General features: G+C 61.6%; 18 protein-coding genes and 1 tRNA gene. 18 read left to right on the top strand and 1 reads right to left on the bottom strand.

What is annotated here, in order from left to right:
• From DBO86_RS00885 to DBO86_RS00835, 11 genes are all read left to right on the top strand, one after another.
• Positions 1–1,311, top strand: a 1,311-nt coding sequence (locus DBO86_RS00885; RefSeq protein ID WP_108232715.1) for an aldehyde dehydrogenase family protein, incomplete at its 5' end; no start/stop codon positions are given.
• Between the two features lie 525 nt (positions 1,312–1,836).
• Positions 1,837–1,908 (top strand): pyrroloquinoline quinone precursor peptide PqqA, encoded by a 72-nt coding sequence (gene pqqA, locus DBO86_RS00880; protein WP_003243383.1) that lies wholly within the window; start codon positions 1,837–1,839, stop codon positions 1,906–1,908.
• Positions 1,909–1,955: 47 nt separating this feature from the next.
• Complete coding sequence (pqqB, locus tag DBO86_RS00875) at positions 1,956–2,870, top strand: pyrroloquinoline quinone biosynthesis protein PqqB (RefSeq protein WP_108232738.1); 915 nt, start codon at positions 1,956–1,958, stop codon at positions 2,868–2,870.
• 87 nt (positions 2,871–2,957) lie between these two features.
• Positions 2,958–3,710, top strand: coding sequence for a pyrroloquinoline-quinone synthase PqqC (gene pqqC, locus DBO86_RS00870; protein ID WP_108232737.1), 753 nt, complete (start codon positions 2,958–2,960; stop codon positions 3,708–3,710).
• Positions 3,711–3,795: 85 nt separating this feature from the next.
• Entirely contained in the window at positions 3,796–4,077 is a 282-nt protein-coding gene (gene pqqD, locus DBO86_RS00865) for a pyrroloquinoline quinone biosynthesis peptide chaperone PqqD (RefSeq protein ID WP_108232736.1), read from the top strand.
• On the top strand, positions 4,049–5,203 hold the full coding sequence (gene pqqE, locus DBO86_RS00860; RefSeq protein WP_108232735.1) for a pyrroloquinoline quinone biosynthesis protein PqqE: 1,155 nt from the start codon (positions 4,049–4,051) through the stop codon (positions 5,201–5,203). The genes pqqD and pqqE overlap by 29 nt, the downstream gene beginning before the upstream one ends.
• Positions 5,191–7,134 (top strand): alpha/beta hydrolase family protein, encoded by a 1,944-nt coding sequence (locus DBO86_RS00855; RefSeq protein WP_108232734.1) that lies wholly within the window; start codon positions 5,191–5,193, stop codon positions 7,132–7,134. Before pqqE ends, DBO86_RS00855 begins: the two co-directional genes overlap by 13 nt.
• Before the next feature lie 77 nt (positions 7,135–7,211).
• Positions 7,212–8,375, top strand: coding sequence for an alcohol dehydrogenase-like regulatory protein ErcA (gene ercA, locus DBO86_RS00850; RefSeq protein ID WP_003461205.1), 1,164 nt, complete (start codon positions 7,212–7,214; stop codon positions 8,373–8,375).
• Positions 8,359–10,083, top strand: a complete 1,725-nt coding sequence (locus DBO86_RS00845; protein WP_108232733.1) for a hybrid sensor histidine kinase/response regulator — start codon at positions 8,359–8,361, stop codon at positions 10,081–10,083. Before ercA ends, DBO86_RS00845 begins: the two co-directional genes overlap by 17 nt.
• An 80-nt stretch (positions 10,084–10,163) precedes the next feature.
• Positions 10,164–10,571 (top strand): PA2779 family protein, encoded by a 408-nt coding sequence (locus DBO86_RS00840; RefSeq protein ID WP_074680593.1) that lies wholly within the window; start codon positions 10,164–10,166, stop codon positions 10,569–10,571.
• Between the two features lie 56 nt (positions 10,572–10,627).
• A complete protein-coding gene (locus DBO86_RS00835; protein ID WP_108232732.1) occupies positions 10,628–11,509 on the top strand; it encodes a PA2778 family cysteine peptidase in 882 nt (293 codons plus the stop codon).
• Between the two features lie 49 nt (positions 11,510–11,558).
• On the opposite strand, the gene DBO86_RS00830 is transcribed toward DBO86_RS00835, so the two are convergent.
• Entirely contained in the window at positions 11,559–12,842 is a 1,284-nt protein-coding gene (locus tag DBO86_RS00830; protein ID WP_108232731.1) for an NAD(P)/FAD-dependent oxidoreductase, read from the bottom strand.
• A gap of 183 nt (positions 12,843–13,025) precedes the next feature.
• On the opposite strand from DBO86_RS00830, the gene DBO86_RS00825 reads away from it, so the two are divergent.
• The 7 genes from DBO86_RS00825 (at position 13,026) to pheT (ending at position 20,010) form a co-directional block, all read left to right on the top strand.
• Positions 13,026–13,102: transfer RNA gene (locus DBO86_RS00825), tRNA-Val, on the top strand.
• A gap of 279 nt (positions 13,103–13,381) precedes the next feature.
• Positions 13,382–15,304 carry a threonine--tRNA ligase gene (gene thrS / locus DBO86_RS00820; protein ID WP_108232730.1) on the top strand — a complete coding sequence of 641 codons (1,923 nt, stop codon included), beginning with the start codon at positions 13,382–13,384 and terminating at the stop codon, positions 15,302–15,304.
• On the top strand, positions 15,304–15,855 hold the full coding sequence (infC, locus tag DBO86_RS00815; RefSeq protein ID WP_174578087.1) for a translation initiation factor IF-3: 552 nt from the start codon (positions 15,304–15,306) through the stop codon (positions 15,853–15,855). Before thrS ends, infC begins: the two co-directional genes overlap by 1 nt.
• Positions 15,856–15,915: 60 nt before the next feature.
• Entirely contained in the window at positions 15,916–16,110 is a 195-nt protein-coding gene (gene rpmI, locus DBO86_RS00810; protein WP_003461222.1) for a 50S ribosomal protein L35, read from the top strand.
• A gap of 29 nt (positions 16,111–16,139) precedes the next feature.
• Positions 16,140–16,496 carry a 50S ribosomal protein L20 gene (gene rplT / locus DBO86_RS00805; protein ID WP_003461224.1) on the top strand — a complete coding sequence of 119 codons (357 nt, stop codon included), beginning with the start codon at positions 16,140–16,142 and terminating at the stop codon, positions 16,494–16,496.
• A gap of 96 nt (positions 16,497–16,592) precedes the next feature.
• Entirely contained in the window at positions 16,593–17,597 is a 1,005-nt protein-coding gene (pheS, locus tag DBO86_RS00800) for a phenylalanine--tRNA ligase subunit alpha (RefSeq protein WP_108232729.1), read from the top strand.
• A 34-nt stretch (positions 17,598–17,631) separates the two neighbouring features.
• Positions 17,632–20,010, top strand: coding sequence for a phenylalanine--tRNA ligase subunit beta (gene pheT / locus DBO86_RS00795; RefSeq protein WP_108232728.1), 2,379 nt, complete (start codon positions 17,632–17,634; stop codon positions 20,008–20,010).
• Positions 20,011–20,013: the final 3 nt, after the last annotated feature.

Genomic DNA, 20,013 nt, shown 5'->3' with positions numbered 1-20,013 from the left:
GCCTGGGGCCGCACCAGCGTGCAGGAGCGTTCGCACATCCTGCTGAAAATCGCCGACCGCATCGAAGCCAACCTCGAACTGCTCGCCGTGGCCGAAACCTGGGACAACGGCAAGCCGGTGCGTGAGACGCTGAACGCCGACGTACCGCTGGCCGTCGACCACTTCCGTTACTTCGCCGGCTGCATCCGCGCTCAGGAAGGCAGCACCGCCGAGATCAACGACGGCACCGTGGCTTATCACTTCCACGAGCCGCTGGGCGTAGTCGGGCAGATCATCCCGTGGAACTTCCCGCTGCTGATGGCCGCGTGGAAGCTGGCTCCGGCGCTGGCTGCCGGCAACGCCATCGTGCTCAAGCCGGCCGAGCAGACGCCGCTGTCGATCACCCTGCTGGTGGAAATCATCGGCGACCTGTTGCCACCAGGCGTGCTCAATATCGTCCAGGGTTTTGGCCGCGAGGCCGGTGAGGCGCTGGCCACCAGCACGCGCATCGCCAAGATCGCCTTCACCGGCTCCACCCCGGTGGGCTCGCACATCATGAAGTGCGCTGCCGAGAACATCATCCCGAGCACTGTCGAGCTGGGCGGCAAATCGCCGAACATCTTCTTCGCCGACATCATGAACGCCGAGCCGGCCTTCATCGAGAAGGCTGCCGAAGGCCTGGTGCTGGGTTTCTTCAACCAGGGCGAGATCTGCACCTGCCCGTCGCGCGCGCTGGTGCAGGAGTCGATCTACGACGCCTTCATGGTCGAGGTGATGAAGAAGGTCAAACAGATCAAGCGCGGCAACCCGCTGGACACCGAGACCATGGTTGGCGCCCAGGCCTCGCAGCAGCAGTTCGACAAGATCTTGAGCTACCTGGAGATCGCCCAGCAGGAAGGCGCGCAGGTGCTTACCGGCGGTGCTGCCGAGCGGCTCGAAGGCGACCTGGCCAGCGGCTATTACATCCAGCCGACCCTGCTCAAGGGGCACAACAAGATGCGCGTGTTCCAGGAAGAGATCTTCGGCCCGGTGATCGGCGTGACCACCTTCAAGGACGAAGCCGAAGCCCTGGCGATTGCCAACGACACCGAGTTCGGTCTGGGCGCCGGTGTGTGGAGCCGCGACATCAACACCGCGTACCGCATGGGTCGTGGGATCAAGGCCGGCCGTGTGTGGACCAACTGCTACCACCTGTACCCGGCGCACGCCGCCTTCGGTGGCTACAAGAAGTCCGGTGTCGGCCGTGAAAACCACAAGATGATGCTCGACCACTACCAGCAGACCAAGAACCTGCTGGTGAGCTACGACATCAATCCGCTGGGCTTCTTCTGATAGCCAGCACACGATCTGCTGCGCGTCGGCCCTACTGCGTTAGAAGCAGGCTCGGCAGGCCGCTTGCGGCCAACGCACTTCAGTGCGGCCCTGGAGGGGCGAGCGGAGCGAGTCATGCGGACGAAAGTACAGTCGCCCGCGACTCCGACCGTTCCTCACCTGCTTCTGCCTTGTAGGTCTCTAGCTCGCAAGATCGTGAGCCGGCTATGTACCAAAGATGGCGCGCTCGCTCCGGTGCGCCGCCTCTTGCCAGGCGAACAACCCTACCCGGGTGGGTCTGCAGGCAGCCATGGGCCTGAACGGCAGCAGATCCTTATCGCGACGCGGCTTCGGCCGCGTTTTTTATTCGCGCATGTTTCAGGCCAGGCGATGACTGGAACCTTCCAGGCGTGAGCCATGCCTACTGATAGCGTCACCTACCAATGCCAGTGCCGATTCATCCCAAAGTACCATTTGGCCTCTTGCCTGGCGGGGGCTTAATGGGGTTGCCGGAATGCCCCGGCTTCATAACAAGAGGACCGCACCATGTGGACTAAACCCGCCTACACCGATCTGCGCATTGGCTTCGAAGTGACCATGTATTTCGCCAACCGCTGATTGCTCCTGGCCCCGGCTAGTCCGGGGCATCCCCGCTGGTGACTTCCATGCATATCCAGATTCTCGGTTCCGCCGCTGGCGGCGGCTTTCCCCAGTGGAACTGTAACTGCCGCAATTGCCGCGGCGTGCGTGCCGGTACCCTGCGGGGGCAGCCGCGCACGCAATCGTCCATCGCTATCTCCGATGACGGTGAGCAGTGGATCCTGTGTAACGCCTCGCCGGACATCCGTGCGCAGATCGAGGCCTTTCCGGCGCTGCAACCAGCGCGCAAGCTGCGTGACACGGCCATCGCCGGCATCGTCCTGCTCGATAGCCAGATCGACCATTGCACCGGTCTGCTGACCTTGCGCGAAGGCTGCCCGCATCAGGTCTGGTGTACCGAGATGGTGCATCAGGATCTGACTACCGGCTTTCCGCTGTTCAACATGCTCAGCCACTGGAACGGTGGCCTGCAGCATCGGTTGATCGAGCTGAATACCGAACCTTTCAGCATTCCCGCCTGTCCGGCACTGAGCATCACCGCCATCGCCCTGCGCAGCAGCGCGCCGCCGTATTCGCCGCATCGCGGCAACCCGCACCCGGGGGACAACATCGGCCTGTTCATCGAAGACTGTCGCAGCGGCCGCAGCCTTTTCTATGCGCCGGGCCTGGGCCAGGTAGACGAGCACCTGCTGGGCTGGATGCGCCGCGCGGACTGCCTGCTGGTCGATGGCACGCTGTGGCGTGACGATGAGATGCGCGTGTGTGAGGTGGGCGACAAGCTCGGCAGTGAGATGGGCCACCTGTGCCAGAGCGGCCCTGGCGGCATGATCGAGGTGCTAAACGGCCTGCCGTCCGCGCGCAAGATCCTTATCCATATCAACAACACCAACCCGATTCTCGACCTGGACTCGCCCGAGCGCACCGAACTGGACGCCCACGGCATCGAGGTCGCGTTCGATGGCATGAGCATCGTTTTGTAGGGTGTGCGGGGCCGCTCAGGCCATGCGTACCTTGAAGAATGCTGGTGCGCACGGCGCACCCTACGGCAACGCGTATCGGAGATACTGATGAGCCAACCTGCCATGACCCCTGCCGAGTTCGAGCAGGCGCTGCGCGCCAAGGGCGCGCTGTATCACATCCATCACCCGTTCCATCGCGCCATGTACGAAGGGCGCGCCACCCGTGAGCAGATCCAGGGCTGGGTGGCCAACCGCTTCTACTACCAGGTCAATATCCCGCTGAAGGATGCGGCGATCCTCGCCAACTGCCCGGATCGCGAAACCCGGCGCGAGTGGATTCAGCGCATCCTCGACCATGATGGTGCGCCAGGTGAGGAGGGCGGTATCGAGGCCTGGCTGCGCCTGGCCGAGTCGGTCGGTCTCGACCGTGATCAGGTGCTGTCGCAGGAGCTGGTGCTGCCTGGCGTGCGCTTCGCCGTCGATGCCTACGTCAACTTCGCTCGTCGCGCCAACTGGCAGGAAGCGGCCAGCAGTTCGCTGACCGAGCTGTTCGCCCCACAGATCCACCAGTCGCGCCTGGATGCCTGGCCGCAGCACTACCCGTGGATCGACGTCAGTGGCTACGACTATTTTCGCAAGCGTTTGAAAGAAGCGCGCCGTGATGTCGAGCATGGCCTGCGCATCACCCTCGAGCATTACCGCACCCGTGAAGCGCAGGAGCGCATGCTGCAGATCCTGCAATTCAAGCTCGATGTGCTGTGGAGCATGCTCGATGCCATGAGCATGGCCTACGAGCTGCAACGCCCGCCGTATCACACGGTGACTGACCAGCGCGTCTGGCATCGGGGCATAGCGCTATGAGCCTCAAGCAAGCGGTGCGCACGGCGCACCCTGCGGCCGAGTCCTTTGTAGGGTGCGCCGCGCGCACCAGTGAGGAGTCTGAACAATGACTACTGCCATCCTGCCACCTAGCGTGCCCGCCATCCGCCGTGGCTTTCGCTTGCAGTTCGAGCCTGCCCAGGGTTGCCACGTGCTGCTCTACCCGGAGGGGATGATCAAGCTCAACGACAGTGCCAGCGAGATTCTCCAGCAGGTCGACGGCAAGCGTTCGGTGGCCGAGATCATCGGCAACCTGCAGCAGCGCTTCCCTGATGTGCCGAGTATCGACGAAGACATTCTTGCCTTCATGGAGGTGGCCCATGCTCAGTTCTGGATCGAGCTTCGCTAAGCCGGGTGTACAGGTTGGCCCACCCCTTTGGTTGCTGGCGGAGCTGACCTATCGCTGCCCGTTGCAGTGCCCGTACTGCTCCAACCCGCTGGATTTCTCCCAGCAGGGTGCGGAGCTCAGCACCGCCGAATGGATCGAAGTCTTCCGCCAGGCGCGTGAACTGGGGGCGGCGCAGTTGGGCTTCTCCGGTGGCGAACCACTGGTGCGCCAGGATCTCGCCGAGCTGATCGCAGCGGCGCGCGGCTTGGGTTACTACACCAATCTGATCACCTCCGGCATCGGCTTGACCGAAGCACGTATCGCCGAGTTTGCCGATGCCGGGCTGGATCATATCCAGATCAGCTTTCAGGCCGCCGACGAGGAAGTGAACAACCTGCTGGCCGGCTCGAAGAAGGCCTTCGCGCAGAAGCTGGCCATGGCCCGCGCAGTCAAGGCGCACGGTTATCCGATGGTGCTCAACTTTGTCACCCATCGGCACAACATCGACAACATCGAGCGCATCATCGAGCTGTGCCTGGAGCTGGAGGCGGATTTCGTCGAACTCGCCACCTGCCAGTTCTACGGCTGGGCCGAGTTGAACCGGGCCGGGCTGCTACCGACCCGCGCGCAACTGGAGCGCGCCGAGCGCATCACCAATCAGTGGCGCGACAAACTGGCGGCCGAGAACCACCCGTGCAAGCTGATCTTCGTCACTCCTGACTACTACGAGGAGCGCCCCAAGGCCTGTATGAACGGTTGGGGCAACCTGTTCCTCGATATCACCCCGGACGGCACGGCGCTGCCTTGCCACAGCGCGCGGCAGTTGTCGGTGCAGTTCCCCAATGTGCGCGAGCACAGTCTCAAACACATCTGGCGCGAGTCGTTCGGCTTCAACCGCTTTCGCGGCGATGACTGGATGCCCGAACCTTGCCGGTCGTGTGATGAGAAGCACAAGGATTTCGGCGGCTGCCGCTGCCAGGCCTTTATGCTCACCGGCGATGCCAGCAACGCCGACCCGGTGTGCAGCAAGTCGGCTCACCATGGCGTGATTCTCGCGGCACGCCAGCAGGCCGATGAAGCGCCGATGGGGCTGGATGCCCTGCAGTACCGCAACGAGAAGGCCTCGCGAATCATATGCAAGGCCTGACCGACCCCGACTCGATCTGGAGCGCCGAACAGGCCGCGGCCGCCAGTGCCGATTTCGCCGAGCTGCACGCTGCACACAGCGGCGTGCTGTGGGTGGCGTTCGATCCCGGGCTGGCGCGGTGCGGGCTGTTCTTCTGTCGCGACGGCGTTGTGTGCGAGCTGACGCCGTCAGGGTTTTCCGTGCGCAGCCGGGTCTACGAGTACGGCGGTGGCGCCTGCTGCGCCACGGAGCTGGGGGTGGCCTTCATTAATGAGAGCGATCAGCAGATCTACCATCTGGCAATTGCAGGTATTTCTGTAGGAGCGGCTTTAGCCGCGAACCGCGGTGAGCCAAAGGGCTTCGCGGTTAAAGCTGCTCCTACGGGCCTTGAGCCACAGGCGCTGACTGCTCGCTCCCTCTGCCGTTATGGCGACTTGTCTTTCGTACCGGCCTGGCAGGCGCTGCTGGCGGTGGAGGAGTGCCACGAGGCCGGCGCGGTGCTGCATCGCCTGGTGCGCATCGGTCTCGAGGGCCAGCGCGAAGTGCTGGTCGAGGGCGCCGATTTCTACGCAGCGCCCGTGGCCGACTCCGCGGGCCAACGCCTGGCCTGGATCGAGTGGGATCGCCCGCACCAACCCTGGGTCGCCACGCGCCTGTGCCAGCGTGAGTCGGGCCAGCCTACCCGGGTGCTGGCCGGGCAGGCGGGTGATCGATCTTTGCAGCAGCCAGGCTTCGATGCGCAGAACCGGTTGTGGGTGTTGAGCGACAAGGCGGGCTGCTGGCAACCCGGGTGTGTCGATCACGACATCGAGTTGCAAGTCGCACCCTTCGATCACGCGCCGGCGCCCTGGCAGCTGGGGAGCCGCACTTACCTGCCGCTGGAAAATGGTGAGCTTCTGCTGACCCGTTTCGAGCAGGGGGTGGGTGTTCTAGTAGGGTGCGCCGTGCGCACCAAGAGTTCATACAGCAATAACATCGGCGCGCACGGCCCAGGCGTCCCCGCGACATCCTACGAGTCGCGGCTGGCCGAAGGTTTTACGCGTTTCCGTTCCCTTACCGCCGATACCGAACATTTCTACTGTATCGCCGCCGCACCAGATCGCCTGCCGGCGGTGCTGGCGATCGGCAGGGCCGACGGCGCGGTACGGATACTGGCTGGTGGCGAGCAACCCCTGGGCGAAGCGCAGTTGGCCCGGCCACAGCTATTCAGCTGCGCGCTGGGCGAGGACGAGCGCTGCCATGGATTCTTCTACGCACCTCGGCCTGCTGCCGGGCGGCCGCCGCTGGTGATTTTCCTCCACGGCGGCCCGACTTCCGCCAGCTACCCGGTGTTCGACCCGCGTATCGCTTTCTGGACGCTACGCGGCTACGCCGTACTCGATCTCAACTATCGCGGCAGTAGCGGTTATGGGCGTGCCTATCGGTTGTGTCTGGCAGGGCAGTGGGGCGAGCTGGAAGTGGAAGATATTCGCGCTGCCATCGACTCGCTCGCCAGCAATGACAGTATCGACCCGCAGCGTGTATTCGTACGCGGTGGCAGCGCTGGCGGCTTCAGCGCGCTACGTGCACTGGTCGAGCTGCCGCAGCTACGCGGTGGTGCCAGTCTCTACGGCGTCAGCGACCCGCTGGCGCTGCGCCGGGTCACCCACAAGTTCGAGGCGGATTATCTCGACTGGCTGATCGGCGACCCCGAGCAGGATGCCGAGCGCTACCGAGAGCGCACGCCCTTGTTGCAGGCCGAGCGGATCAAGGTACCGGTGATTTTTTTCCAGGGCGCGCTGGATGCCGTGGTGGTGCCAAGCCAGACCGAAAGCATGGTCGAGGCGCTGCGTCAGCGCGGTTTCCCGGTTGAATATCACCTGTTCGCAGAAGAACGCCACGGTTTCCGTCAGGCCGCGAACCTGGCCGAGGCTCTGCGCGCCGAGCATGCCTTCTATCTACGTCTGGGCTAAGCGCAGGTCGCATTGCATAAACCGGGCAATGCAGTAGGCTGATCGCCATTCCATAACAAGAAATTTCAGGCCGTTGTATGAGCCACGAATTGAATCAGCTGCGAAAGTTCGTTTCCCCCGAGATCATCTTTGGCGCCGGCTCCCGGCATAACGTCGGCAACTACGCCAAGACCTTCGGCGCGCGCAAGGTGCTGATCGTCTCCGATCCCGGTGTGGTTGCCGCTGGCTGGGCCGGCGATGTCGAGGCCAGCCTGCAGGCCCAGGGCATTGCCTACTGCCTGTACACCAGGGTATCGCCCAACCCACGCGTGGAAGAGGTGATGGAGGGCGCCGAGCTGTATCGCAGCGAGGGTTGCAACGTCATCGTCGCGGTCGGCGGCGGTAGCCCGATGGACTGCGCAAAGGGCATCGGCATCGTCGTTGCCCATGGCCGCAGCATTCTCGAATTCGAAGGCGTGGACACCATTCGCGTGCCCAGCCCGCCACTGATCCTGATCCCGACTACCGCCGGCACCTCGGCCGACGTGTCGCAGTTCGTGATCATCTCCAACCAGCAGGAGCGGATGAAGTTCTCCATCGTCAGCAAGGCCGTGGTGCCGGACGTGTCGCTGATCGATCCGGAAACCACGCTGAGCATGGATCCGTTCCTGTCGGCCTGCACCGGCATCGATGCCATGGTGCATGCCATCGAGGCGTTCGTCTCCACCGGCCATGGCCCGCTGACCGACCCGCACGCGCTGGAAGCCATGCGCCTGATAAACGGCAACCTGGTGCAGATGATCGCTAACCCGGGCGACATTGCCCTGCGCGAGAAGATCATGCTCGGCAGCATGCAGGCCGGCCTGGCCTTCTCCAACGCGATTCTCGGTGCGGTGCACGCCATGAGCCACAGCCTCGGTGGCTTCCTCGACCTGCCGCACGGCCTGTGCAATGCCGTGCTGGTCGAACACGTGGTGGCGTTCAACTACAGCGCGGCGCCGGAGCGTTTCAAGGTCATTGCCGAGACCCTCGGCATCGACTGCCGTGGGCTCAACCATGCGCAGATTCGCCAGCGCCTGGTCGAGCACCTGATCGCCTTCAAGCACGCCATGGGTTTCCGCGAGACGCTCAGCTTGCACGGCGTGAGCACTTCGGACATTCCGTTCCTGTCCAGTCATGCGATGGACGACCCGTGCATCCTCACCAATCCGCGTGAATCGACCCAGCGTGACGTCGAGGTGGTCTATGGCGAGGCGCTCTGACGAAGCGCTTGCCGGGCTGCTGGGGCTCGGCAGCCAGTCGGCGCGCAAGAGTCATTACCCCGAGCTGCTGGCGCGCCTGGAAGAGCTGGAAGTCGAGCGCAATCGCTATAAATGGCTGTTCGAACACGCCGTACACGGCATCATCCAGGCCAGCCTGCAGGACGGCGTACTGGCGGCCAATCCGGCGATGGCGCGCATGCTCGGTTATGACGACCCGCAGCAGGTGCTGTGGTCGCCGGGCGATCTGGCTCGGCACCTGTTCGTTGGCGGCTTCGACGAGCTGGAAGTGATTCGCCAGCGACTGAGCCAGGGCCAGACTCTGCTCGGCTACGAGACGCGCCTGCGCAGGCGCGATGGCAGCACCATCGACGTGTTGATGAACCTGCTGCTCAAGCCTGAAGGCGAGGGCATCTTCGAAGGCTTCGTCGCCGATATCACCGAGCGCAAGCAGGCGCAGCAGCGCCTGCAACAACTCAATGACGAACTGGAGCGTCGCGTCGCGTCGCGCACCTTCGAGTTGCTCGAATCCAACCGCAACCTGCAGCGGCAGATCGAGGAGCGCGAACGCATCGAGCTGGCCCTGCGCGAGGCGCGCGACGCCGCCGAGGCGGCCAACCGCAGCAAGGACAAGTACCTGGCCGCGGCCAGTCATGACTTGCTGCAGCCACTTAACGCGGCGCGCTTGTTGATCTCCACGCTACGTGAGCGTGAACTGCCGAGTGCCGAGCAGAACCTGGTGGAGCGCAGCCACCTGGCCCTGGAAGGTGCCGAAGATCTGCTGGCGGATCTGCTGGACATTTCCAAGCTGGATCAGGCGGCGATCAAGCCGGATCTCGATGTCTATCGCCTGGAAGAGGTACTCGCGCCGCTGGTATCTGAATTCGAAAGCGTGGCCTCGGCCAGTGGTTTGCGGCTACGAGCGCGAGTCCCGAGTTATGCGGTACACACCGATTTCCGTCTGCTGACACGCATTTTGCGCAACTTCCTCAGCAATGCCTGCCGTTACACCGAGCAGGGCGGCGTGTTGCTCGGTGCACGGCGCCGTGGCGCATTCGTCGAGCTGCAGGTGTGGGACAGCGGCCGGGGCATTGCGGCCGATCAGTTGGACAAGATCTTTCTCGAGTTCAACCAACTGGAGGTCGGGCGCGCCGCCGAGCGCAAGGGCGTCGGCCTGGGCCTCGCCATCGTCGAGCGTATCGCGCGCATGCTGGGCTACCCGGTGCAGGTGCGCTCGCTGCCGGGGCGCGGTTCGGTCTTCAGCATCCGTGTGCCGCTGGCGCAGGAGGCTCCACGGCGTCAGGTGCAATCCGTGGCGCAGCCGCTGCTCGGCAATCCCCTGCCGGGCCGGCGCTTGTTGGTGATCGACAACGAAGTGGACATCCTTCACAGCATGGACGCACTGCTCCGACAGTGGGGCTGCGAGGTGGTGACGGCCGTTGATCTTCCCGAGGCGCTGCAGCGTCTGCAGGGCAGGGCGCCGGAAGTGATTCTGGCGGATTTTCACCTCGATCACGGGGTGCTTGGTTGCCAGGTGATTCAGCAGCTGCGTGACGAATTTTCCAGGCTGATTCCGGCGCTGATCATCAGCGCTGATCGCAGCGATGCCTGTCGTCGCGAGCTGCAGGCGCTGGGTGCACCGCTGCTGAACAAGCCGGTCAAGCCAGGCAAGCTGCGTGCGGTGCTCAGCCAGCTTCTGATGGAAATGTGAACCCGCGCAGACTGATGGAGTGAACCCGAGCGATTTGGAGGCTGTCTATTGGCTACCTCGTCCCTCAGGAGATAACCACAATGACAATTTCCATGAACCCCGTTATGCGCCGTCTGGCAGCCATTACCGCGCTGTTTCACCTGCTGCTGGTGGTGCAGATTCCTGCCGCGAATGCGGCGATGGTCGGCACTCACGAGGTGATCGCCGAGCAGCAGCACAAGGTCGATCAGCAGCAACTGATGGCCATGCTCGACGACGAGCAGGTGAAGGAGAAGCTGGTGGCCATGGGCGTCGACCGTGATCAGGTCGAATCGCGTATCGCCAGCCTGACCCCGGCCGAGCTGGCGCAGTTCAACCAGCAGCTGGATCAGGCGCCGGCAGGTGCGGGGGTGGTCGGCATCATCGTGTTGTTTCTGGTGATCTTCATCATCACTGATATGCTGTGCGCCACCAACATCTTCAATTTCGTCAAATGCATAAATCGCTGATTTGCCTCTGCTGTATCGCTTCGATCGTTCTACTCACAGCCTGCGCTCGGTCTCCGGTGTTATCACCGGAGGCCGAGCGTCTGCCTGAGCGGGTAGAACTCACCGACGTTCCCTTCTTCCCTCAGGACGCCTTCCAGTGCGGGCCGGCGGCTTTGGCCACCATGCTCAACCAGCGCGGCGTGCTGACCACACCGGGCGCGCTCAAGGACAAGGTCTACATCCCCAGCCGTGAAGGCAGCCTGCAGGTGGAGATGGTCGCCGCGGCGCGCAATCACGAGATGCTGGTGTATCCGCTGCAGCCACGCCTGGAGGCGGTGCTCGCCGAAGTGGCCGCCGGTAACCCGGTGCTGGTGCTGCAGAACCTGGCGTTCGACTGGTATCCGCAATGGCATTTCGCGGTGGTGGTCGGTTACGACCGCCGTGAGCGCACGTTGATTTTGCGTTCTGCTACCACACGCCGTCTCGAAGACAGCTTCAACAGTTTCGACAGAACCTGGGCGCGCGGTGGTCGTTGGGCGGTAGTGACCCTGCCACCGGAGCGCCTGCCGGCACAGGTCGATATGCATGTCTGGATGAAGGCCGCCAACGATCTCGAGCAGACCGGCAACGCCCAACCGGCGCGGCGCGCCTATCGCCGAGCGACGGAGGCCTGGCCGGAGCAGGCGCTGCCCTGGTTCGCCCTGAGCAACAGCCGCTACGCCGATGGTGACCGCAAGGGCGCCGAGCAGGCATTGCGTGAGAGCCTCAAGCGCGAGCCGGATTTCGCCGCCGGTTGGTTCAATCTGTCGCAGGTGCTCGGGGAACAGGCTTGCGCCCGTGAGGCGCAGCAGGCTCAGGCCTGTGCGCAGCGCCTGGCTCCGGAGGATCCGCGCTTCGCTGCGCCACCGAATGTCGGTGGTTCTGCCGGGCAATGTCAGGCCTTGCCGGCCTGTCCATGATGCAAACGAAAACTGCGCCATCGGGCGCCGTTTTCGTTGATGGCCGGGATTACACGCCGAGCTTGTCACGCAACGTGTAGTACCAGGCGCCGAGGGCGCTGAAGGGGGCTTGGAACATCCGTCCGCCCGGGAAGGGATAGTGCGGCAACCCGGCGAACGCATCGAAACGCTCGGCCTGACCACGCAACGCTTCCGCCAGCACCTTGCCCGCCAGGTGCGTGTAGGTGACGCCATGGCCGCTGCAGCCTTGCGAGTAGTAGATGTTGTCGCCGATACGGCCCACTTGCGGCAGGCGCGAAAGCGTCAGCAGGAAGTTGCCGGTCCAGGCGAAATCGATCTTCACGTCCTTCAATTGCGGGAAAGTCTTGAGCATCTTCGGGCGGATGATCGCCTCGATGTTGGCCGGGTCGCGCGCGCCATAGACCACGCCGCCACCGTAGATCAGGCGCTTGTCGCCAGTCAGACGGTAGTAGTCGAGCAGGTAGTTGCAGTCTTCCACGCAGTAGTCCTGCGGCAACAGGCTAGCCGCGACTTCGTCGGACAGCGGCTCGGTGGTGATCACCTGAGTGCCGCACGGCATCGACTTGGACGCGAGTTCCGGTACCAGATTACCCAGATAGGCGTTACCCGCGACCACCACGAACTTGGCCTTGATTCGACCTTCCGGGGTATGCACCACCGGGTTGGCGCCGCGGTCGATGCGGGTAGCAGGGGACTGTTCATAGATCACACCGCCGAGCGATTCGACCGCAGCCGCTTCGCCGAGCGCCAGATTCAGCGGATGGATATGGCCGCCGCTCATGTCCAGCATGCCGCCGATATAGTTCTCGGTGGCAACGACTTCGCGGATACGCGCCGTATCCATCAGTTCCAGTTGGGTATGGCCGTAGCGCTCCCACAGTTTCTTCTGCGATTCCAGGTGCCCCATCTGCTTGGCAGTCAGCGCCGCGAACACGCCGCCATCCTTCAGGTCGCATTTGATGTCGTACTTGGCGATGCGCTCACGGATGATTCGCCCGCCCTCGAACGCCATCTGTCCGAGCAATTGCGCCTGCTTGGGGCCGACCGTCCGCTCGATCACGTCGATGTCGCGGCTGTAGCTGTTGACGATCTGTCCGCCATTACGACCCGACGCACCGAAGCCGACCTTGGCCGCTTCGACGATGCTCACCTTGAAGCCGTTCTCCAGCAGGAACAGCGCAGTGGAAAGACCGGTGTAGCCCGCACCGATGATGCATACATCGGTTTCCACTTCGCCTTGCAGGGTAGGGCGTTGTGGGACGGGGTTGGCTGAAGCGGCGTAATAGGATTGTGGATAGGCCGTGTGCGCCATTTTGAACCTCTGTTCTTTATTTTTTACGAATGAACCGATGCTACCTGAGTTGAAAATAGCCGGCTAGTGTCCGTGCAAAATATTCAACGATCCGGTTTCGATAAAAAATTGGCCTATTTCAGTGAGTTAGCGAAAAAACCTGTTGACGGCCAAAAAGATCTGCGTAGAATGCGCACCCATCGAAGGCACATAGCTCAGTTGGTTAGAGCACCACCTTGACATGGTGGGGGTCGTTGGTTCGAGTCCAATTGTGCCTACCAAATCGATAAAAAGGGGTCGCTAAGCGACCCCTTTTTTATTGCTCGATTTTTTCGGGCGATGATGCATCAGGTTTTTGCGTGTTTTGTTTCAAGCGGCAGCTTGTCAGGGCTCAGGCTTTCTGAAAGCATCCGCACTCTTTTACTTCCAGTGACTCTGGTTCGGACTGGTTGGCCTTCGGGCTCCTGCCATCGTTAGGTGGGTATACCGCTGAATCGCTTCCTGGCTCATCCCAACCCACGTGACCTTTGGTAGGGGTCACCACTAGGAGAGGAGGCGCCATGCCCATCATTACTCTTCCCGACGGCAGTCAGCGTTCGTTCGATCATCCGGTATCCGTGCTGGAGGTCGCGCAGTCCATTGGTGCAGGTCTCGCCAAGGCCACCTTGGCTGGCAAGGTAAACGGCAAGCAGGTTGATGCCTGTGATGTGATCGATACCGATGCCACCCTGCAGATCATCACGCCGAAAGACGAAGAGGGGCTGGAAATCATCCGCCACTCCTGTGCTCACCTGGTTGGGCATGCCGTCAAGCAGCTGTATCCGAACGCCAAGATGGTGATCGGGCCGGTCATTGACGAAGGCTTCTATTACGACATCGCCATCGATCGTCCCTTCACGCCGGAAGATATGGCGGCCATCGAAAAGCGCATGGCCGAGTTGATCGAGAAGGACTACGACGTCATCAAGAAGATGACACCGCGTGCCGAGGTCATTGAGCTGTTCAAGTCGCGTGGCGAGGAATACAAGCTGCGTCTGATCGACGACATGCCGGACGAAACGGCCATGGGTCTGTATTTCCATGAAGAGTACGTCGACATGTGTCGCGGCCCGCACGTGCCGAACACGCGTTTTCTCAAGGCATTCAAGCTGACCCGTATTTCCGGTGCCTACTGGCGCGGTGACTCGAAGAACGAGCAGCTGCAGCGTGTATACGGCACGGCCTGGGCGGACAAGAAGCAGCTGGCTGCCTATATCCAGCGCATCGAGGAGGCCGAGAAGCGCGATCACCGTCGCATCGGCAAGCAGCTGGATCTGTTCCACCTGCAGGAAGAAGCGCCGGGCATGGTGTTCTGGCACCCCAATGGCTGGACTGTCTATCAGGTGCTGGAGCAGTACATGCGCCAGGTGCAGCGTGAGAATGGCTACGTCGAGGTACGCACGCCGCAGGTGGTCGATCGCATCCTCTGGGAGCGCTCAGGGCACTGGTCCAACTACGCCGAGAACATGTTCACCACGGCTTCGGAAAACCGCGATTATGCGGTCAAGCCGATGAACTGCCCGTGCCACGTACAGATCTTCAATCAGGGCCTGAAGTCCTACCGCGACCTGCCGCTGCGTCTCGCCGAATTCGGTGCTTGCCACCGCAACGAGCCGTCCGGTGCATTGCACGGCATCATGCGCGTGCGTGGCTTCGTGCAGGACGACGCGCACATCTTCTGCACCGAAGATCAGGTGAAGAAAGAGGCGGCCGACTTCATCAAACTGACCCTGCAGGTCTATGCGGACTTCGGTTTCAGTGATATCGCCATGAAACTCTCGACCCGCCCTGCCAAGCGCGTGGGCTCCGACGAGCTCTGGGATCGCGCCGAAGGTGCGCTGGCCGAGGCGCTGAATGAATCCGGTCTGGCCTGGGAATATCAGCCGGGCGAGGGTGCCTTCTACGGTCCGAAGATCGAATTCACCCTGCGTGATTGCCTGGGTCGTAACTGGCAGTGCGGTACGCTGCAGTACGATCCGAACCTGCCGGAGCGTCTGGATGCCAGCTACATTGCCGAAGACAACAACCGCAAGCGTCCGGTCATGTTGCACCGTGCGATCCTTGGTTCGTTCGAGCGTTTCATCGGGATGCTGATCGAGCACTACGCCGGTTCTTTCCCGGCTTGGCTCGCTCCAACCCAGGCGGTGATCATGAATATCACCGACAAGCAGGCCGATTTTGCCCGGGAAGTCGAGAAAACTCTCAATCAAAGCGGTTTTCGTGCCAAGGTTGACTTGAGAAACGAAAAGATCGGCTTTAAAATCCGCGAGCATACCTTGCTCAAGGTTCCCTATCTCTTGGTTATTGGAGATCGGGAAGTCGAGACTCGATCCGTTGCTGTCCGTACCCGTGAAGGCGTCGATCTGGGCTCTCTGCCCATCGAGCAGTTCGCCGCACAGTTGCAGCAAGCGGTTTCCCGGCGTGGTCGCCAAGATTTGGAGTAATAACTATTAAGCGTGAAATGAGACAGGACAAGCGGGCCGCCCCTAAGGCGCCGATCAACGAAAACATCACCGCTCGTGAAGTGCGCCTGATTGGTGCAGATGGCGAGCAGATCGGTGTTGTTTCGATCGATGAGGCATTGCGCGTGGCTGAAGAAGCCAAGCTGGATCTGGTAGAGATCTCGGCTGATGCAGTACCGCCAGTTTGCCGCATCATGGACTACGGCAAGCACCTGTTCGAGAAGAAGAAGCAGGCTGCTATCGCCAAGAAGAACCAGCACCAGCAGCAGATTAAAGAAATCAAGTTTCGTCCAGGGACGGAAGATGGGGATTACCAGGTAAAACTACGCAACCTGGTACGTTTCCTTGAAGACGGGGACAAGGCCAAGGTATCTCTGAGATTCCGCGGTCGTGAGATGGCTCACCAGGAACTGGGTATGGAGCTGTTGAAGCGGGTCGAAGCTGACCTCGCTGAAATCGGCACCGTAGAACAGCATCCTAAGCTGGAAGGACGCCAGCTGATGATGGTCATCGCACCCAAGAAGCGTAAATAATCTACCGGGCACTGGCAGGCCTGATGGTTATCAGTTGTTAATGAATGCGGAGTACAAAACATGCCAAAAATGAAAACCAAGAGCGGCGCTGCGAAGCGCTTCCTGAAGACTGCTACAGGCTTCAAGCACAAGCACGCTTTCAAGAGCCACATCCTGACCAAGATGTCCACGAAACGTAAGCGCCAGCTGCGTGGCAGCTCGCTGATCGGTCCGTCGGACAAAGCTAAAGTCGAGCGCATGCTGCGCGTTCGTTAATCGGTCAAGATACTTAGAGGTAATTACTCATGGCTCGTGTTAAGCGTGGCGTTATCGCTCGTGCTCGTCACAAAAAGATTCTGAAACTGGCTAAAGGCTACTACGGCGCTCGTTCGCGTGTGTTCCGTGTTGCCAAGCAGGCTGTCATCAAGGCTGGTCAATATGCCTACCGTGACCGTCGTCAGAAAAAACGTCAGTTCCGCGCACTGTGGATCGCTCGTATCAACGCTGGTGCTCGCGTCAACGGTCTGTCCTACAGCCGTCTGATCGCTGGCCTGAAGAAAGCGTCGATCGAAATCGACCGTAAGGTTCTGGCTGATCTGGCAGTGAACGAAAAAGCGGCGTTTGCTGCGATTGTCGAGAAAGCTAAGGCCGTTCTGGCTTAAGTCCCCCGACAATCACCGGGCTCGCCCGGTGGCAACGTCAAAGATAGGGGAAGAGCCTTAACAGCTCTTCCCCTATTTCGTATCTGGAGTCTGTAAATGGAAAATCTGGATGCATTGGTCTCCCAAGCGCTCGAGACCGTGCAACAAAGCGAAGATGTCAATGCCCTGGAACAGCTCCGGGTTCAGTACCTTGGCAAGAAAGGCGAGCTGACAGCCCTGATGCAGACCCTGGGCAAGCTGTCGGCTGAAGAGCGCCCGCAGGCCGGCGCCCTGATCAATACTGCCAAGAACCAGGTGCAAGACGCTCTGAATGCCCGCAAATCCGTGCTTGAGCAGGCTCTGCTCGCCGAGAAGCTGGCCTCCGAGCGTATCGATGTGACTCTGCCTGGCCGTGGCCAGGCGTCCGGTGGTCTGCACCCACTAACCCGCACGCTGGAACGTATCGAGCAGATTTTTTCGCACATCGGTTACAGCGTGGCGGAAGGCCCGGAAGTCGAAGACGACTACCACAACTTTGAAGCGCTCAATATTCCCGGTCACCACCCGGCCCGGGCGATGCACGATACCTTCTATTTCAATGCGAACATGCTGCTGCGCACTCACACCTCGCCGGTGCAGGTGCGCACCATGGAATCGCAGCAGCCGCCGATTCGCATCATTTGCCCTGGGCGTGTTTATCGTTGCGACTCCGATCAGACTCACTCGCCGATGTTTCATCAGGTTGAGGGGCTGCTTATCGATGAAGGTGTGAGCTTTGCCGATCTCAAGGGCACCATAGAGCAGTTTCTGCGGGCATTCTTTGAGGCGGATCTGGAAGTGCGTTTCAGGCCCTCTTTCTTCCCCTTTACCGAACCATCGGCCGAGGTGGACATTCGCCGGGTGGTTCGTAAGGACGGGCAGGAGTCTCAATCCTGGCTTGAAGTGCTGGGTTGCGGAATGGTTCACCCGGACGTGCTGCGTATGAGTGGTATCGATCCAGAGCGGTATCAGGGTTTCGCATTTGGTATGGGGGTAGAGCGGCTGACCATGCTCCGTTATGGCGTCAACGACCTGCGCATCTTCTTTGATAACGATCTGCGTTTTCTTGAGCAGTTTCGCTAGTAGCAGATCGTCTGAGCAGATTTAGGAGAGCAGGATGAAATTCAGTGAACAGTGGCTGCGCAGCTGGGTGAACCCCGACGTATCCCGTGAGGAGTTGGTGGCGCGCCTGTCCATGGTCGGCCTAGAGGTCGATGCGGTGCAGCCGGTGGCCGGTGCCTTCAGTGGTGTGGTGGTCGGTGAGATCCTCAGTGCCGAACAGCACCCGGATGCCGACAAGCTGCGCGTGTGCCAGGTGAGCAATGGCGCCGAGACCTTCCAGGTCGTCTGCGGTGCGCCCAATGCCCGTGCCGGCATCAAGATTCCGTTCGCCATGATCGGTGCCGAGCTGCCGGGCGACTTCAAGATCAAGAAGGCCAAGCTGCGTGGCGTGGAGTCGCAGGGCATGCTGTGCTCGGCTTCCGAGCTGCAGGTCAGCGAAGACAATAGCGGCCTGATGGAGCTGGCGGCGGATGCGCCTGCCGGGCAGGACATCCGGGCCTACCTGAGTCTCGACGATGCCAGCATCGAGATCGGCCTGACCCCCAATCGTGGCGACTGCCTGTCGCTCGCTGGCCTCGCTCGCGAAGTCGGAGCTATGTACGGCGCCGCAGTTTCGCCGGTGGCTGTCGAAGCCGTAGCGCCCGCCCACGATGAAGTGCGTCCGGTCGAGGTGCTGGCGGGCAATGCTTGCCCGCGCTATCTGGGGCGCGTGGTACGCAACGTCGACCTGTCCAGGCCGACCCCGCTGTGGATGGTCGAGCGCCTGCGCCGGTCCGATATCCGCAGTATCGATGCAGCAGTGGATATCACCAATTACGTGATGCTCGAGCTGGGTCAGCCGATGCATGCTTTCGATCTCGCCGAGCTCAACGGCGGCATTCGCGTACGCATGGCGGAAGAGGGCGAGAAGCTGGTGCTGCTCGATGGCCAGGAAGTCAGCCTGCGCGCTGACACCCTGGTGATCGCCGACCATGGTCGTGCTCTGGCCATTGCTGGCGTAATGGGTGGTGAACACAGCGGTGTGAGCGACAAGACGCGTGACCTGTTCCTGGAAAGCGCTTTCTTCGACACCATCGCCGTAGCCGGCAAGGCCCGTTCCTATGGTCTGCATACCGACTCTTCGCACCGCTTCGAGCGTGGTGTCGATTCGCAGTTGGCGCGCAAGGCGATGGAGCGCGCCACTGCGCTGCTGCTGGAGATCGTCGGCGGTGAAGCTGGGCCGATCATCGAGGTCGCCAGCGAGGCCGATCTGCCCAAGGTGGCGCCCATCACGCTGCGTGCCGAGCGCATCAGTCAGATGCTGGGTATGGACATGGACGGTGCCGAAGTCGAACGTCTGCTCGCCGCACTGGGGCTGGGCGTCAGCGCTCAGGGCTCCGGTCAATGGCAGGTCAGCGTGCCGAGCCACCGCTTCGATATCAGTCTGGAAGTGGACCTGATCGAAGAGTTGGGCCGCCTGTATGGCTACAATCGCCTGCCGGTGCGTTACCCGCAGGCTCGCTTGGCGCCACAGGCCAAGGCCGAAGCGCGTGCCGAACTGCCGGCTCTGCGTCGCCTGCTGGTCGCCCGTGGCTACCAGGAAGCGATCACCTACAGCTTCATCGATCCTAAGCTGTTCGAGCTGTTCACCCCTGGCGTCGAGCCGCTGCAGTTGGCTAACCCGATCTCTGCCGATATGGCTGCCATGCGTTCGTCGCTATGGCCGGGCCTGGTCAAGGCGCTGCAGCACAACCTCAACCGTCAGCAGTCGCGTGTGCGCCTGTTCGAAAGCGGCTTGCGCTTCGTCGGCCAGTTGGAAGGTCTGCAGCAGGAGGCCATGCTTGCGGGTGTGATCACTGGCAGCCGTCTGCCGGAAGGCTGGGCCAACGGCCGTGAGAGCGTCGATTTCTATGATCTGAAGGCTGATGTCGAGGCGTTGCTGGGTTATGCCGGCGCGGCCGATGCATTCAGCTTCGTGCCGGGCGAGCATCCTGCTCTGCATCCAGGCCAGACCGCTCGTATCGAGAGGGAAGGGCGTCTGGTCGGCTTCATCGGAGCCTTGCATCCGGAGCTGACCAAGACCCTGGGCCTGGATCAGCCGGTGTTCCTCTTCGAGCTGGTGCTGGCCGAAGTCGCTGCTGGTCGTATGCCTGCGTTCAGCGAATTGTCTCGCTTCCCTGAAGTGCGTCGTGACCTGGCGCTGCTGGTCGATCGCGAGCAGCCGGCCGAAGCCGTGTTGTCGGCAATCCGAGAAACTGCGGGCGAATGGCTGACAGACCTCAAGCTATTTGACGTCTATCACGGTAAAGGTATTGATCCGCATAGAAAAAGCCTTGCTGTTGGCTTGACCTGGCAACATCCATCGCGCACTCTTAATGACGATGAGGTGAGTACTACTACGCAAAACATCCTCACCTGCCTCGAACAAAGGTTCAACGCCACGTTAAGGAAGTAGCGT

The sequence above is a fragment of the Ectopseudomonas oleovorans genome (genome assembly GCF_003052605.1).
In the GTDB taxonomy this organism is placed as follows: domain Bacteria; phylum Pseudomonadota; class Gammaproteobacteria; order Pseudomonadales; family Pseudomonadaceae; genus Aquipseudomonas; species Aquipseudomonas oleovorans_A.
The sequence above is the reverse complement of the archived record's forward strand: the minus strand, read 5'-3'. Positions and strand labels throughout refer to the sequence as shown.

Coding starts and splice junctions, on each gene's coding strand:
- pheS (WP_108232729.1), top strand. CDS start 16,593: ATGGAAAATCTGGATGCATTGGTCTCCCAAGCGCTCGAGACCGTGCAA.
- DBO86_RS00855 (WP_108232734.1), top strand. CDS start 5,191: ATGCAAGGCCTGACCGACCCCGACTCGATCTGGAGCGCCGAACAGGCC.
- DBO86_RS00845 (WP_108232733.1), top strand. CDS start 8,359: ATGGCGAGGCGCTCTGACGAAGCGCTTGCCGGGCTGCTGGGGCTCGGC.
- pqqE (WP_108232735.1), top strand. CDS start 4,049: ATGCTCAGTTCTGGATCGAGCTTCGCTAAGCCGGGTGTACAGGTTGGC.
- pqqC (WP_108232737.1), top strand. CDS start 2,958: ATGAGCCAACCTGCCATGACCCCTGCCGAGTTCGAGCAGGCGCTGCGC.
- pheT (WP_108232728.1), top strand. CDS start 17,632: ATGAAATTCAGTGAACAGTGGCTGCGCAGCTGGGTGAACCCCGACGTA.
- ercA (WP_003461205.1), top strand. CDS start 7,212: ATGAGCCACGAATTGAATCAGCTGCGAAAGTTCGTTTCCCCCGAGATC.
- DBO86_RS00840 (WP_074680593.1), top strand. CDS start 10,164: ATGACAATTTCCATGAACCCCGTTATGCGCCGTCTGGCAGCCATTACC.
- pqqD (WP_108232736.1), top strand. CDS start 3,796: ATGACTACTGCCATCCTGCCACCTAGCGTGCCCGCCATCCGCCGTGGC.
- rpmI (WP_003461222.1), top strand. CDS start 15,916: ATGCCAAAAATGAAAACCAAGAGCGGCGCTGCGAAGCGCTTCCTGAAG.
- DBO86_RS00830 (WP_108232731.1), bottom strand. CDS start 12,842: ATGGCGCACACGGCCTATCCACAATCCTATTACGCCGCTTCAGCCAAC.
- pqqB (WP_108232738.1), top strand. CDS start 1,956: ATGCATATCCAGATTCTCGGTTCCGCCGCTGGCGGCGGCTTTCCCCAG.
- thrS (WP_108232730.1), top strand. CDS start 13,382: ATGCCCATCATTACTCTTCCCGACGGCAGTCAGCGTTCGTTCGATCAT.
- rplT (WP_003461224.1), top strand. CDS start 16,140: ATGGCTCGTGTTAAGCGTGGCGTTATCGCTCGTGCTCGTCACAAAAAG.